Origin of the sequence: Paenibacillus sp. FSL M7-1046, from assembly GCF_038007405.1 — a bacterium.
GTDB lineage: Bacteria > Bacillota > Bacilli > Paenibacillales > Paenibacillaceae > Paenibacillus_AQ.
Window position 1 is genome coordinate 2,880,405 of record NZ_JBBOXB010000001.1, and the last position, 14,078, is coordinate 2,894,482.

Consider the following 14,078-nt stretch of genomic DNA (forward strand, 5'->3'; position numbering starts at 1 on the left):
GGATTAATCCATGAACAATTCGTCAATCAGCGCTTCTGTCTCAATGTCCAGCCTTCAGCAGCGTCTGGATATTATCGCGGATAACTTTGCTAATATGAGTACTAATGGCTATAAGAGCAAAGAAGGTTCGTTTGAGGACGTTCTGACCCGTGTTCAGCAGCAGTCCAAAGACTACGATCAGCCCGGCCGCAGCATGCCGCTTGGCTTCAATATCGGCTTTGGGGTCCGTGTGCCTGGGGTTAAGACCAACTGGGAAGAGGGTCCGCTTCAAGAAACAGGGAATCCGACCGATCTGGCGCTGCAAGGTAACGGGTTATTTGGGGTTCAGGTGAATGGGGCTACCGCTTATACACGGCAAGGGGATTTTCATTTTACACCGGATGCCTCCAACCCCGATAATATGATGTTGGTAGATAATACAGGCAATCCTGTATTGAATACAGATGGTAACCCTTTAACAGTACCTGCGAATGTAAGTGCCGCTATTGATGAGAGCGGCCGGGTGCTCACGAAGACCAGCGAGAATGCACCGGCCCGGGTAGCGGGTACAATTATGATTGTAGAGCCGTTAAGCAAGAGTGCGATGCAGGCAGTCGACGGTAATTTTTACGTGCTTGCTGACGGAGTCACAGCGCAGCAGGCCTTCCTCCAAAGAGCACCGGGAGAAGCCTCTGCAGTAGGAGTGCGTTCCGGATATCTGGAACAGTCCAACGTTGACCTCAGCAAGGAAATAACGGAAATGATGCAGATTCAGCGCACCTATCAGCTTGTCTCACGGGCACTTTCCTCCAGTGACCAGATGCTTGGCCTGGCCAATTCTATGCGCGGGTAGGTGAAGGAATGAGTCGTCAGGACAATAGGAAACCGGAAGAAGATCAACGGCAGCCGGTGAAGAAGCGGAGAGTATCCACATGGGCCATTATCCAGTGGATTATGATTCCCTTGCTGCTTGTAGCTGCGCTTGCGAGTGGTCTTGTGGTCGGTTACGTCGTTCTAGGCAAAAAGGAATTCAGTGATGTGCTTCTGTGGAGTACCTGGAAGCATGTATATGATTTGGTGTTCGCACCTTAAATATGAGGTGTTTTAAAGCTCCCTGGTTGTCTAAGGGAGTTTTCTTTTTTATACTGGAAAATGTATAATGATTGGGGACCAAGGAACGCCAAAAAGGGCCCTCTCCGCCATGCTGCCGCGTGCGGTGGAGAAAGCCCCTTATCTTAACCTCCACTGCTGCAGGTGGTGAAGGATAATTATAGTTTTTACCGAAGCCGCCAATATTTATGCAGACTTTGTAAAAGAATAAAATCAAAGTACTGCCCAGCGGATTGTTTAAACACGCGGTTACATCCGAAAGGAGCTTTGCGACAATGCTGGATATCAATCAAATTCAAGAAATAATACCCCATCGGCCTCCATTTCTGCTGGTGGACAAAATTACAGAAATAGAAATGGGCAAACGGGCTGTCGGCATCAAAAATGTTACGGTAAATGAACCGTTCTTCACCGGTCACTTTCCGGGTTATCCGGTAATGCCCGGCGTTCTGATTACAGAAGCTCTGGCACAGGTAGGCGCCGTAGCTATTCTGGGACTTGAAGCCAACCGGGGCAAAATCGGTTTTCTGGCCGGACTGGACGGTTTCCGTTTCCGTGGCCAGGTAGTACCGGGAGATACGCTAACGCTTGAGGTGGAGATTACCCGGCTTAAAGGCAGCATCGGAAAAGGCCAAGCCACCGCGAAGGTGGAGGGCAAGATTGTAGCCTCTGGCGAAATTATGTTCGCGCTCAGCTAGCACCTGTTATACAATCATATATCATAATATGGATAAGGAGAGATTCATATGACTGAATTAAGCCCGAAAGCGCTTGAAACATTGACACGTTGGCTGCAGGACCCTTCTGTGGATGAGAACACGAAGGCAGAACTGAACCTTCTTGCGAATGAAAAACAGGAACTGGAAGAACGCTTTTATAGAGATTTGGAGTTTGGTACAGGCGGATTGCGCGGGGTTATCGGCGCAGGCAGCAACCGGATCAACCGATATACAGTAGGCCGGGCCACTCAAGGTTTCGCTAATTATATACTGGAGCAGCATACTGGAGAAGGCAGACCTTCCGTAGTCATCGCGCATGACTCCCGCCGCTTCTCACCCGAATTTACGCTGGAGGCTGCGCTTGTGCTGGCCGGAAACGGCATTGAGGCTCATTTGTTTCCATCCCTGCGTTCGACGCCGCAGCTTTCCTTTACTGTCCGTCATTTGAAGGCGTCAGGTGGCGTTGTTATCACGGCAAGCCATAACCCGCCGGAATACAACGGTTATAAAGTTTATAATGCCGAAGGTGGACAGCTGGTACCGGACGAGGCGGAGAAAGTCATTTCCTACATATTGGAGGTTGATTCCTTCAATGGCGTAAAGCGGATTTCCCGTGACGAGGCAGAAAGTCAAGGCTTGCTGCATTGGCTGGGAGAGAAAGAAGATGAAGCCTTTACAGATACAGTAGCTGCTGTGAGTGTTGCCCGTGAAGAGATCACTTCTACTCTTGGCAAAGATTTCAAGATTGTGTACACTCCGCTGCATGGAACGGGCAATTTGCCGGTCCGCAGTGTACTGAAGAAGATCGGCTTTACGCAGGTCCATGTGGTGCCGGAGCAGGAGCAGCCGGATTCTGAGTTCTCGACGGTGAAATCACCGAATCCCGAGGAGCGGGAAGCCTTTACCCTGGCTATAAAACTTGGCGAAGAATTGAATGCCGATCTGCTGATCGGTACCGACCCTGATGCAGACCGGATGGGGGCCGTCGTACGGGACAATGAAGGGAACTTCGTTGTTTTATCTGGTAACCAGTCCGGGGCCCTGATGATCCATTACTACCTGAGCCGTTTGCAGGAACAAGGCAAGCTGCCGAAGAACGGTGCTGTTGTCAAGACCATCGTGACGAGTGAAATGGGCGCAGCGGTTGCCGAGCATTATGGTGCTACTGTATTCAATACGCTGACCGGCTTCAAATATATCGGGGAGAAAATGACCCAGTTCGAGCAGTCCGGGGAGTACACGTACCTTTTCGGTTACGAAGAGAGTTATGGTTATCTTGCCGGCAATTATGCCCGGGACAAGGATGCCGTTCTGGCTTCCATGCTGATTGCAGAAGCTGGGGCATATTACAAAGCACAAGGCAAGACGCTTTATGATGTGCTTCAGGAGCTGTACCGCAAGTTTGGGTTCTTCCTGGAAAGTCTGGAATCACGGACGTTGAAGGGTAAAGACGGTGTGGCCCAGATTCAGGCAATTATGAATGACTGGCGCAGCAATCCCCCGCAGGAAATCGCAGGTGCTTCTGTAAGCGAGGTTCTGGATTACTCTCTGGGGCTGAATGGCCTGCCTAAGGAAAATGTGCTGAAGTATCTGTTATCCGACGGCTCCTGGTTCTGCCTGCGGCCTTCCGGTACAGAGCCGAAGATCAAGGTGTATTTTGCGGTTCGCGGTGAATCGCTCCAGAATGCCAAGGATAAGGTTGCTGCACTTACGCAGCAGGTTATGGCCCGCGTTGACGGGAAATAATACGAGATAGCTAACTTCCCGCAGAAACGGATACTGCTCCTAACCGGATGCACATCCGTTTCTGCTTGAGTTTAGAGCGATTTTAATTAATATGTAGCTTGGCAGTGAAGACTGTTTATAAACGGTACTAGGCTTCAAAGTGAAAGAGGAGGTACTTTTGGTGCAGCAGAAATGGCAACGATGGAATATAGCTTCGCGAAAGTGGTTGTGGATTATCGTAATAATTGGTGTCTTGGCTGCTCTCCCGGTTGTTTATGACCGGCTGCAGACGGAGAAATCATCCAAAACGGTTGAATTTGTATTTGATTACCGCGATCTGGTTGAAGTGGCCAGCTACCGCTCTAATCCGAAGGATTATATTTCCGACCAGCTTGACCGTTTAAAGGATGCCGGCGTTCAGAGCATGGCAATTTATGAAAGTACGCTTGAGGATTACCGTAAGGCCCGCCGTTTGATGTTATGGGGAGCGGCTGATATCGCTAATCTTACCGACACTGTGATTCCGGAGAATGAGAACTATACATATGTCCTCTTTACGAGCGCAGATAATAGTGATGCACTCTCGTCGATGATACGTGAAGCGTTCAGCGGTCTTGACATTGGAACGGAGGACTGGAGTTTCCGCGGACAGCAGGGTCTGATCATTAAGACTCCGATTGAAGATGCTACAATGAAACCGCTACAGCCGGATCCGATGACGCTGGACATGCTGCATGGCAAAGGGTTCAACATTGTCCCCCGTCTAGTGGACTCCTTAAAGTATAACCAGGAAGCAGTACAGAAACTGCTGGACCGCTATGAGGAACTCGGGGTCAAGCGGATTCTTTTCGAAGGCGAGTCGGTCAAGGGATATAATGATGACGCTGACTTAAAGAGTTTAGACGCCTTTGGAAAACTTATGAAGGAACGCGGAATGGGGATTGCTGCAATTGAGAATATTAAGGCCCAGCAAAAAGGTTTTAATAAACTCGCCTATGAGCTCGACTATAACGTCGCACGGTTGTATTCTCTCAGTGAAAAAGATTCCGGCTTGTCACCGGAAATCATTGCTGACCGTTTCGCGCTTGCAACCAAAGACCGTAATATCCGGATGATTTATCTCAATACGATTCCGGCAAGAAACACCGCTAAAGCTCAGGTGACCGACACGTTGGATAACCTCATAACGAGTCTAAGCGATCCCGGGGGTGCTGTAGATAAAATTGAGGATAACGGTTTTACCCTGGGACAAGCTACGGCTTTTGAAGTCGTAGACTCCTCCTATCAGCGGTATTTCAAGCTTGGGGCTGTGATTGGTGCGGTATCCATGGTTGCTTTGCTTGTCTCTTTTTTCATTCCATGGCTCACACTTCCTGCCTGGGTACTGGGATTGCTGGGAAGTGCCGGACTGCTTGTAGTAAAGCCTCAGCTTTTTGAACAGGCGTTGGCACTTGCGGTAGCTATCAGCGCCCCGACTGTGGCGACAGTAATGGCGATCCGCAAAATCAATGAACAGGGACCGCCGCTTCGAACCAATAAACTAACCTATACGGTCATGAGTCCCAAGCGGCGTTTGGTGCACAGTCTTGTACTTTATGTGAAGACAGCACTGATCTCGCTTAGTGCCGTACCGTTTGTAATTGCACTTCTGAACAACATTACGTACAGCCTTGTGCTCAATCAGTTCCGTGGTGTCAGCCTGCTGCACTTGGCGCCGATTGCCTTGACTGCGCTGTATGTGCTTCTGTACCGTGGTGAATTCACTTTTAACAAGACAGGCCAGCTGCTGCGTACTCCCATTACACTCATAATGGTTATCGCTGCCGGCGTTCTGGCGATCATGGGCTGGTATTACTTAACCCGGACCGGCAACAGCGGCAGTGTAAGTCCATTGGAGATGGCTCTCCGGACCTTCCTGGAGAATACAGTTAATATCCGGCCGCGCAATAAAGAATTCCTGCTGGCACATCCGCTGTTCATTTTGGGCGCTTTCATGGCCTATAAATACCGGAATGCTGCGTTTATTATGATTATTGCGGTTATCGGCCAGCTTTCGATGGTGGATACCTTTGCCCATATCCATTCACCTGTGTTGATCTCCCTGATCCGCGGATTGCTTGGGCTGGGGATTGGTCTGATTATCGGGCTCATCGCTGTTGGCGTATGGCAGATTGCAGAAGGGTGTTGGAAACGATGGTCGCCGCTGCTCAAAAAATAATCCTCTCCGGCTATTATGGCTTCCGCAACAGTGGGGATGAGGCAGTACTGCAGTCTATTCTAGATGCGCTGCAGAAGCATTCACAAGCTGCCGGCATACCGGTTGAACCTGTTGTATTATCCATTGATCCGGAGTGGACAACAGCTACTTATGGTGTAAAAGCTGTCCACCGGATGAAGCTGGGTGAGGTACGCCAGGCCATTTACGAGAGTGCAGGTCTCATCAGCGGCGGCGGAAGCCTGCTGCAGGATGTGACAGGCAGCAAGAGTATTCCCTATTACCTGGGGATTATAAAGCTGGCTCAATGGATGAGAAAGCCGACATTTATTTATGCCCAGGGCATCGGTCCGGTAAACCGGAAGCTGTTCCATCCGCTGATCAAATCCGTTTTCCGCAAATGCAGCTATGTGTCTGTGCGGGATGAGCAATCTCGCCAGCTGCTGCAGACTATGGGGCTTGGCCGGGAACTTGTTGAGGTTGTTCCTGATCCTGTGATGGGACTCTCTCTTCCCGAGGGTTCCCTAGAGGAGATTACCCGCGACACTGCATTGAAGACCATCGGGATATCGGTGCGTTACTGGGAGCAGTCCCGTAAGGAATTGGATGCCATTGCGCAAGGCCTGCTAAAAGCCTGTGGGCAAGTTCCGCTGCATCTGCGCTTCCTGCCTTTCCATCATTCCTCAGATAATGAGGCTTCCCGTTATGTGATGCAGAAACTGGAGGAAGGTATTACACGTCAGGGCGGCAGGATCAGCATCTGTGAAGATGCGCTCCATCCCCGGCAGATGTTGCGCGAGGTAGGAGAATGCGATATGCTGATCGGGATGCGACTGCACAGTCTCATCTATGCTGCCGGAAGGCGTGTGCCGCTGATGGGGATCTCCTATGATCCTAAGATAGATCACTTTCTTGATCGGATCGACTGTCGGCCCATCGGTTCTACGACTTCGCTGGACGGCGGAGAAGTTGCCGCTGAAGTTCTTCATCTTCTGGAAGCAGGAGATGATTGGAAACGTAAGCGTGAGCCGCTAATTGCTGCCTTAGTAGAAGAAGCCGAGGCTCCTGCCCGGCAAATTGTTGAATATTTCCACCGCAAAGGATGATTGATAGTGAAAGCGGAAAGTCCGGTACCTACAGTTCCAATTTTTGGCATAAGGGTGTCTAAAATCGATATGAAAGCCACAGTCGCTTATTTGACAGAAGCTGTCCGCAACCGTGAACCGCATCAGGTAATTACTGCTAATCCGATCATGGTTATGACCGCGCTGGAGAATCCCGCTTACATGGAGATCATGAAATCGGCGGAGCTGGTGGTGCCTGATGGGACAGGCGTCGTGTGGGCTGCGGAATATTGTCGTGAACCCGTAGCGGAGCGTGTGGCCGGATTTGATCTTTTACATGAATTGCTGCGCCAAGGCGAAAGATATACCTGGAAGGTCTATCTGCTGGGCTCTACCCCGGAAGTGATTCACGAGACGTCTTCCCGGTTACAAACTCAGTATCCCGGGATCGTAATCTCGGGATATCATGATGGTTTTTTTGGACCTGACGACGACGAAAAGATTATTTCCGGAATTCTGGAGGCTCAGCCGGATCTGCTCTTTGTTGCCAGAGGCGCTGACAGCCAGGAACCTTGGATTGCCAAGTACAAATCCAGACTGAACATTCCGGTGATGATGGGTGTCGGAGGGAGCTTTGATGTGATCTCGGGCAAGACCAAACGGGCTCCCATAGCCTTCCAGAAACTTAGAGCGGAATGGTTATATCGTCTTCTTAAAGAACCGACACGCTATAAAAGAATGCTTGCGCTGCCGAAATTCGCAGTAAAAGTGATGCGTGAGAAAGATAAAGTGACAAAAGCTCAGTAAAATGCGGATATTCACCGTGAAAATAAGAATAGCAGCCCAAAAACGGAATTGGAATTTGTATTTAGTTCAGCGTATAATTCAATGCGGTAGAGAAATGGGGGTCGACTGATCAAATGTTAATCATATACATCGCCGGATTTATTGTGTGCATGGGACTCGCCTTACTCTTGACGCCGCTGGTGAAGAAATTCGCTATTAAGATTGGCGCTACAGATGTGCCGAATGCCCGTAAAGTGCATACGAAGATTATGCCCCGCCTTGGCGGACTTGGTATTTTTCTGGCGTTTGTGTTGGGCCTGCTTGCCGTATTGCCAATTATTCCTTATGACTTCACTCCGCGGGAGGTAAGCTTCATCAAAGCGCTGCTGTGTGGCGGCGGAATGATTGTTCTGATCGGCGGTTTGGATGACCGGTTCGAACTTTCGGCAAAGGTGAAGCTGCTGGGCCAGATTGCGGCTGCCTGCATAGTAGTCTTCGGTTTTGGTATTACTGTTGATTTCGTAAATATTCCTTTTCATAATACGTATTCTTCGCTGGAAAGCTGGATTGCTATTCCACTGACTATTTTCTGGATTGTTGGTGTCACGAATGCCGTTAACTTGATTGACGGGTTGGACGGGCTTGCTGCCGGGGTATCCGGTATCGCAATTGCCACCATTGCAGTGATGGCCTTCTTGATGGGAAATACAATGGTTGCTCTCCTGTGCCTGCTGCTGCTGGGCAGCATCATAGGATTTCTTTTCTTTAATTTTCACCCCGCCAAAATTTTTATGGGTGATACAGGTTCACTGTTCTTAGGCTTTTGCTTGGCTCTGCTTGCACTTCTTGGGTTTAAGCAAATTGCCGTCGTTTCTTTTATTACACCGCTCCTCATTATCGGAGTGCCTTTGTCTGATACCTTTTTTGCCATCGTACGCCGCAAGCTGCAGAAGAAACCAATATTCGCACCGGATAAAGGCCACCTGCATCATTGCCTGCGCGAACTGGGGTTCAGCCACCGTCAAACGGTACTGATCATTTATGGAATTGCTACATTTTTCGGTGTATTGGCTGTTATCCAGACCTCTGCCTCACTTTACGAAGCAAACTGGGTTACTTTTGTAGTCATTTGCGTAATGCTGTTCTTCCTGCAAATTGGTGCGGAGATTACTGGTGTCATCAGTAAGACCAAACGTCCTGTGATTGACTTTTTCCTGAGAATGCGAATAAAGGTTAGTCAGGAACGAGGCTCGAAGCTGTAGGATTTGTTTAAGATTTGTAATGCTATTAATATATATTTTTTTTGAAAAGCTCATCCTGATGTAGGGTGGGCTTTTTGTATTTCAGAGGCTATTATTGAAGGAATCTGATACTGCACGAATAATAAGTGTATAGAAAATTCAAGGAATTCCTTCAAATTATCTTCTGTAGGACCGATAAAATAATTAACATCATCAAAAGGGAGAGATTAATGACATGCAGCGCATGAGAAAGCCATTTGTATGGACGCTTCTGTTCGCCTTAATTGTATCTTTAATTCCAACTGGACTTATGAATACTGCAGTGGCTGCAGATACGCTTAAGCCTACCAGTTATTTTACGCCAGATAATACGAAATTGAGAAACACTGTTGATCTGACATTACTGCCTCCAATAGAAAAACAAATCTCAAGAACCAATGTATTGCAAGTAACGGATGCTAATTTAGTAGTCACAGGAACGTTTACAAAGGTTACGAGTTCTACTCTGGGGGCCAATGTACAACGTTTAAACTGGGAGAATAATAAATGGGTAGAGGACACTACACACTTAACACCTGGTGTTGTGCAGTTAGATATTGATAGTCCCGACAATCGCTTTAGCGCAAATCTGACATTGTTTCCAGGCATGAATAAGATTATTCTTACGGGGTCACAGGGAAGCAATGATCGCTCTGAGGCTTTTTATGTACTATTTGATCAGGTTCCTTATGTCGAGAGACTTCAAGTTCTGGGTGGCTCAGAGAAGCTTAATTTGAACGAAGGAGCACAATTGGTCGTAGCCAACAAAGAAATTACACTTGAAGGTAAAGCGTTAAATGCAACAAAGGTTACTGCTGCCATTAATAATGAAAGTGCATCAAACACCTCTTTACTGCAGGATGGAACGTTCTTCTCACAGCGTATGGCGCTTAATCCGGGTGTCAATAATCTGAAATTAGTCGTGCAGAATGGCTCAGATACGTTGAGCTTTGAATATACGCTTTTTTATTATGATGAGAAGAATCCTATAGTTAAAATGTATTTGGTTGATTCGCACAGTCAGGGTCAGGACCTGCTGTACAGTGATCAGCCGGTGATGACTGAAGATTCAGATACTGCAAAATTAATTGTTCAAATGATGGTTCAGGATAATGCGGGAGTCCCTTTCGCGGGTTCGGCAGTAGTGAAAATGGATGGAGCAGTGTCAACGCCTACCTATGGGAGCAGTATAACATTGGACAGTGCTGGTCTTATCGCTTTGAACGCGGGAGATGAGGTCTTGGTACCTTCTCCTATCAAGAATACACCTTCATATCGGCTGGTTTCTTTTGAGATGCCGCTGACCCTAAATAAAGATACGGCAACACCAGCCAACAGATTAGAGACACAAACACATAATCTTTCAGTAGCTTACGGAACCAAAACCATTAACCGTTCCTTTGATTTTCAGTACATGAAGGATAGAATTGTAATCACGGATGTGAAATATCTTCCGGGATATGATGGAACAGGTGATATTCCGCCTGGAGTAGCTCTGAATGGGGCTAAGGTAAATTCCGGTGAATTCTACATCTTAGTTAAAACAAATACTGCAGCAGCAGCTCCTGTGGAACTGCTTGCGAGTTATTTGCCTATTTCCACTAAGGGTTTGACACCAGAGTGGGTTAAATCTGTTTCAAGTACGCAGTACATCTTTAAAATATCGGATTTCCAAAACGGTAACCAAACCGTTCGATTCAACATTAAGGGATCCACGGCGTATAAAGATGTTAATATTTCCTTTGCCTCAAAAAACTATATTTATGTATCCAACCTCACAGATGGGCAGAGTATTGTTATTGATTCTAAAGCCAGTAAGACCCTTAATATTAAAGGCCAGTATATTGATTTCAATTTAAGCAGCCCATATTTCCTGGCTGAGATGTATGTGAATGGAACGAAAATAAGACCAACGGGAGCAACTACTACTTGGCTTAATAGCAATGGTGGATTTGATGTTGATCTACTTATTGATGCCACTATGGGTCCATTAGTGTTTGGAGAGAATAAAATTGTCTTTACAGGCACAGGTACGGATGAAAAGGGGCAAACCCGGGAAGTCCGCAAGGAACTGCGCATTTACATTCTCGATGAGAACGTATCAACCATAAGTAAGTTTCAACCAGCTGTCGGTACTGCAAGAAGTTCGTTTCCTGATCCAACCTTTGGACCAACGGATGAACTGCTGACCAAACTATTTAACTTAACTCCTGATTTTATATATAAAGACAATCAGTATACAACCAGCTTGAAAACTTATGATCTGGTTCTTAGAGGTAGCGGAGCGGTAAAACTCAATTTGAATATAGGAACAAAAAATATCCTGTCACTCGATATTCCTGCCAATGCGAGTACATCGATTACTCCCAGCCCGACTTTTGCAGATAAAACCTATACCACCAGTTTTGCCGGAAGTCAAAAAGACTTTGTAATGCGGATTCAGGATCTTGTGAATGATACGCCAGGAACGTATGTTTACACTCTTGAGCTGATAAACAGTACAGGAGCCAAAACCAGTCAGAAGCTGGAGATTGTTAGAGAAGTAAGTGCGTATCGTATTCTCTCTCCTCAGCCTTCTGTAGGTACTCAATATGTTGTTAATAAAAACTTTGTTCATTTTGATATTGAAGCTGAAGGGGCTACAGATGTCATCATAGACAAAGAAAAAGCAGTCAAACGTACGGATTTGGGGCCAGGGAGATTTGCACTGGACTATGTAGGGTTGAAGGCAGATAAAGCTAACAGCATCAAAATTCAAATTGTTCGCGGTGCTACGACAAGTACAGACACTATTTCAATATTCTATACCGGTACAGTAGCAGTCGATGCACAATACATGTCACCTAAAACAGCAGACAAATACAGTGTGTTTAACAAAGCAGTGGAATTAACCTTCCCTAAAGGAACGGTAATGCAAAGTACGGATACGCGTAATTTGACGAAGTACTATCCTAATAACAAGCTGCGGTTTGGGATTGCAGACCCAGCCACGGGTGTTGTAGAACGGCGTAACGATTATGGGAACGTCATCGGCTTCCCTGAAACCTTTAAAGAGAGTGGCATACCAACTTGGACGATTCCAGATGAATTTACGCTCCGGTTCAATTCTCCTTACGAGAGCAGCAATTTTGGACGTATATCGGAAGTGTATTGGATCAGCGGAGGATTGGGTGAGCTTGGAACCACATCAACGCCAGGGCATATTCCAGCTACGAATGGTTTAGCTCCTTATTCTGTAGATGGATTGTTTGGAGATCCACAGACTCCTGCGGAACGTATCATTACACCGTCTAAGCGGGGGAAATTGACATTGGCCTTTGACCCGAATGTTGTACAAGACGCGGGAACTATTGTTACGGTCTTCAAATACAACAGTAAAAGGGAATGGGAGAATATTGGCGGTACTGTAGATACCAATAAGCACACGATCTCCGTTCCTTTTGATGAATTTGGGTATTATAAGGTAATGAAAATGAGCCGAGGCTACAATGACGTCACGAATCATCAATGGGCCAGAAATATTTTGAACGCTCTTTACTCAAAGGGTATTATGAAAAATCTTCGGTTTGAGCAATTTGGAACAGACGATCAAGCGACACGAGGTGAATTCGCGACACTTCTGGTTAAAGGGTTGAATCTTCCACTTAACTATGATGACAACAAGACGTATTCCGATCTGGTGCCTGGAGCAAGTTCAATCACATGGGACTATGCCCATATTGAAACTGCGTCGAGAGCAGGCATAGTGACTGGACTTACCGATGGAGTATTTGCTCCGGATCAGCCAATTACTCGAGAGCAGGCAGCTGTAATGATTGCCAGAGCCCTGAAATTGAAATTGGCAGCTAACGATCAGAAATTAAAGGATTCAGTCGCCAAGTCGTTTTTGGATTCCGGTAAAATAGAATCTTACGCCTTGTCGGCAGTCCAAGCGGTTTCGAAGGCGAAAATTATGAATGGCGCTGAAGTAAGCATAGCTGGTCAAAAGAAGGCTTCTTACAACTTTAATCCTAAGTCTAATATGACCAGAGCTGAGGCAGGAAAGATCGCTGTGGAACTGTTAAAGAAGAGCACCACCATCTTCCCTAAAACCCTGAGCTAGATACATTTTAATTTGTTATGATATTACGGAGGGCTGGTTACTTGCCCTCCGTTTTGTATGCAAATTAATATGTAAAGGGTATGCCTTTATAAATCAATTCTCTTTGGGTATAATAAGAAACGAACTATATATAGCTCTTCGGAGAAGCTGTGACTTTATGCAGGTTGAATTTCCATTTAGATAACTTTGTAATCTGCTCCCATTTACGGTACAATAAATTAGAAAATAATATTTTCTGAAAGGTGAAAGCCATCCATGAAACCGATTTTAGCAAAAGCACAATTGGATTATATGAAAGCAAAGAATATGTTTGAGAATAGAGCGAAAATCCTGGAAAAGGAAATCACAGCAAAAAGAGCATTGCAGGAAATTTCACAGGATCTAATGGAGGAACTTGTACAAGCTACAGGATTCCATGATGCATATAATGATCTTGTTATTGCGGAGAATGCATTAATTGAGTGGTCTCATACTACAATTAAGCATGAGAAGAGCTATCGGGAGAACCGCGCGGCGATTGATGCGATGTACGAGAATGTCAATTCAAGCCCTGAGAAGCGGCAGGAATTGATTCAGCTATCGATGAAGATCCGTTAGTTATATGCTTTAAAGTGAAAGCGCCGGTTACGGCGCTTTTTTGTTTTGGCTGATAAAGAAATTTCCGGGTTTGAAAAAAGGTGATTATGTTTATTAACTTAACAAATATTGTTTAATGACGTTTCGAAAGTTCATGTGCTATACTGTTTCCCGTAGTCACCCATGATTAGCAATAGTTAGTAGAACTACATATGCTCTTCTATTGGAGCGGCAACGGGATGCCAAAAAAACTTTTTTTGAGCAAGGCGCAACTTTTCCAGAACTTCTGCGTTTAAAGTGTAGAGTCATTTGCACCAGACATTTGGGATCACCCAAATTAATGAAGGCGCAGTGATTGGAAAAATTAGCTTTACGTGACTTGAGGCACATTGTATAATACTTAGGTAGAATTAGGAATCTAGTATTGTCATGCCTTAAACCGGTTTACCAGTTTCTGTGATACCCGTCACAGACATTATTTATACTTAATATGCTCAACTCGGGAAAGGGGGTGCATCGGCT

General features: G+C 46.3%; 10 protein-coding genes. All 10 read left to right on the forward strand.

The window, feature by feature from the left end:
- The first annotated feature begins 10 nt into the window (after nt 1–10).
- The 10 genes from NYE29_RS12590 (at nt 11) to NYE29_RS12635 (ending at nt 13,577) form a co-directional block, all read left to right on the forward strand.
- A complete protein-coding gene (locus NYE29_RS12590) occupies nt 11–832 on the forward strand; it encodes a flagellar hook-basal body protein (protein WP_340896242.1) in 822 nt (273 codons plus the stop codon).
- A gap of 56 nt (nt 833–888) precedes the next feature.
- Complete coding sequence (locus NYE29_RS12595; RefSeq protein WP_340896244.1) at nt 889–1,071, forward strand: DNA-directed RNA polymerase subunit beta; 183 nt, start codon at nt 889–891, stop codon at nt 1,069–1,071.
- 293 nt (nt 1,072–1,364) lie between these two features.
- Nucleotides 1,365–1,787: a 3-hydroxyacyl-ACP dehydratase FabZ gene (gene fabZ, locus NYE29_RS12600; RefSeq protein ID WP_038597382.1), complete on the forward strand. Its 423-nt coding sequence runs from the start codon at nt 1,365–1,367 to the stop codon at nt 1,785–1,787.
- 48 nt (nt 1,788–1,835) lie between these two features.
- Nucleotides 1,836–3,554 (forward strand): phospho-sugar mutase, encoded by a 1,719-nt coding sequence (locus tag NYE29_RS12605; RefSeq protein ID WP_340896247.1) that lies wholly within the window; start codon nt 1,836–1,838, stop codon nt 3,552–3,554.
- A gap of 160 nt (nt 3,555–3,714) precedes the next feature.
- Nucleotides 3,715–5,751, forward strand: a complete 2,037-nt coding sequence (locus tag NYE29_RS12610; protein ID WP_340896248.1) for a DUF5693 family protein — start codon at nt 3,715–3,717, stop codon at nt 5,749–5,751.
- A complete protein-coding gene (gene csaB, locus NYE29_RS12615) occupies nt 5,727–6,854 on the forward strand; it encodes a polysaccharide pyruvyl transferase CsaB (protein ID WP_340899693.1) in 1,128 nt (375 codons plus the stop codon). The genes NYE29_RS12610 and csaB overlap by 25 nt, the downstream gene beginning before the upstream one ends.
- Nucleotides 6,855–7,619: a WecB/TagA/CpsF family glycosyltransferase gene (locus NYE29_RS12620; protein WP_379145783.1), complete on the forward strand. Its 765-nt coding sequence runs from the start codon at nt 6,855–6,857 to the stop codon at nt 7,617–7,619.
- Nucleotides 7,620–7,732: 113 nt separating this feature from the next.
- Complete coding sequence (locus NYE29_RS12625) at nt 7,733–8,860, forward strand: glycosyltransferase family 4 protein (protein WP_340896249.1); 1,128 nt, start codon at nt 7,733–7,735, stop codon at nt 8,858–8,860.
- A 214-nt stretch (nt 8,861–9,074) separates the two neighbouring features.
- Nucleotides 9,075–12,980 carry an S-layer homology domain-containing protein gene (locus NYE29_RS12630; protein ID WP_340896250.1) on the forward strand — a complete coding sequence of 1,302 codons (3,906 nt, stop codon included), beginning with the start codon at nt 9,075–9,077 and terminating at the stop codon, nt 12,978–12,980.
- Between the two features lie 255 nt (nt 12,981–13,235).
- Nucleotides 13,236–13,577: a hypothetical protein gene (locus tag NYE29_RS12635; RefSeq protein ID WP_340896251.1), complete on the forward strand. Its 342-nt coding sequence runs from the start codon at nt 13,236–13,238 to the stop codon at nt 13,575–13,577.
- The last annotated feature ends 501 nt before the right edge of the window (nt 13,578–14,078 follow it).

Excerpts from the sequence above, each read along its gene's own strand:
- NYE29_RS12625 (WP_340896249.1), top strand. The coding sequence starts at position 7,733 with ATGTTAATCATATACATCGCCGGATTTATTGTGTGCATGGGACTCGCC.
- csaB (WP_340899693.1), top strand. The coding sequence starts at position 5,727 with ATGGTCGCCGCTGCTCAAAAAATAATCCTCTCCGGCTATTATGGCTTC.
- NYE29_RS12605 (WP_340896247.1), top strand. The coding sequence starts at position 1,836 with ATGACTGAATTAAGCCCGAAAGCGCTTGAAACATTGACACGTTGGCTG.
- NYE29_RS12635 (WP_340896251.1), top strand. The coding sequence starts at position 13,236 with ATGAAACCGATTTTAGCAAAAGCACAATTGGATTATATGAAAGCAAAG.
- NYE29_RS12590 (WP_340896242.1), top strand. The coding sequence starts at position 11 with ATGAACAATTCGTCAATCAGCGCTTCTGTCTCAATGTCCAGCCTTCAG.
- fabZ (WP_038597382.1), top strand. The coding sequence starts at position 1,365 with ATGCTGGATATCAATCAAATTCAAGAAATAATACCCCATCGGCCTCCA.
- NYE29_RS12630 (WP_340896250.1), top strand. The coding sequence starts at position 9,075 with ATGCAGCGCATGAGAAAGCCATTTGTATGGACGCTTCTGTTCGCCTTA.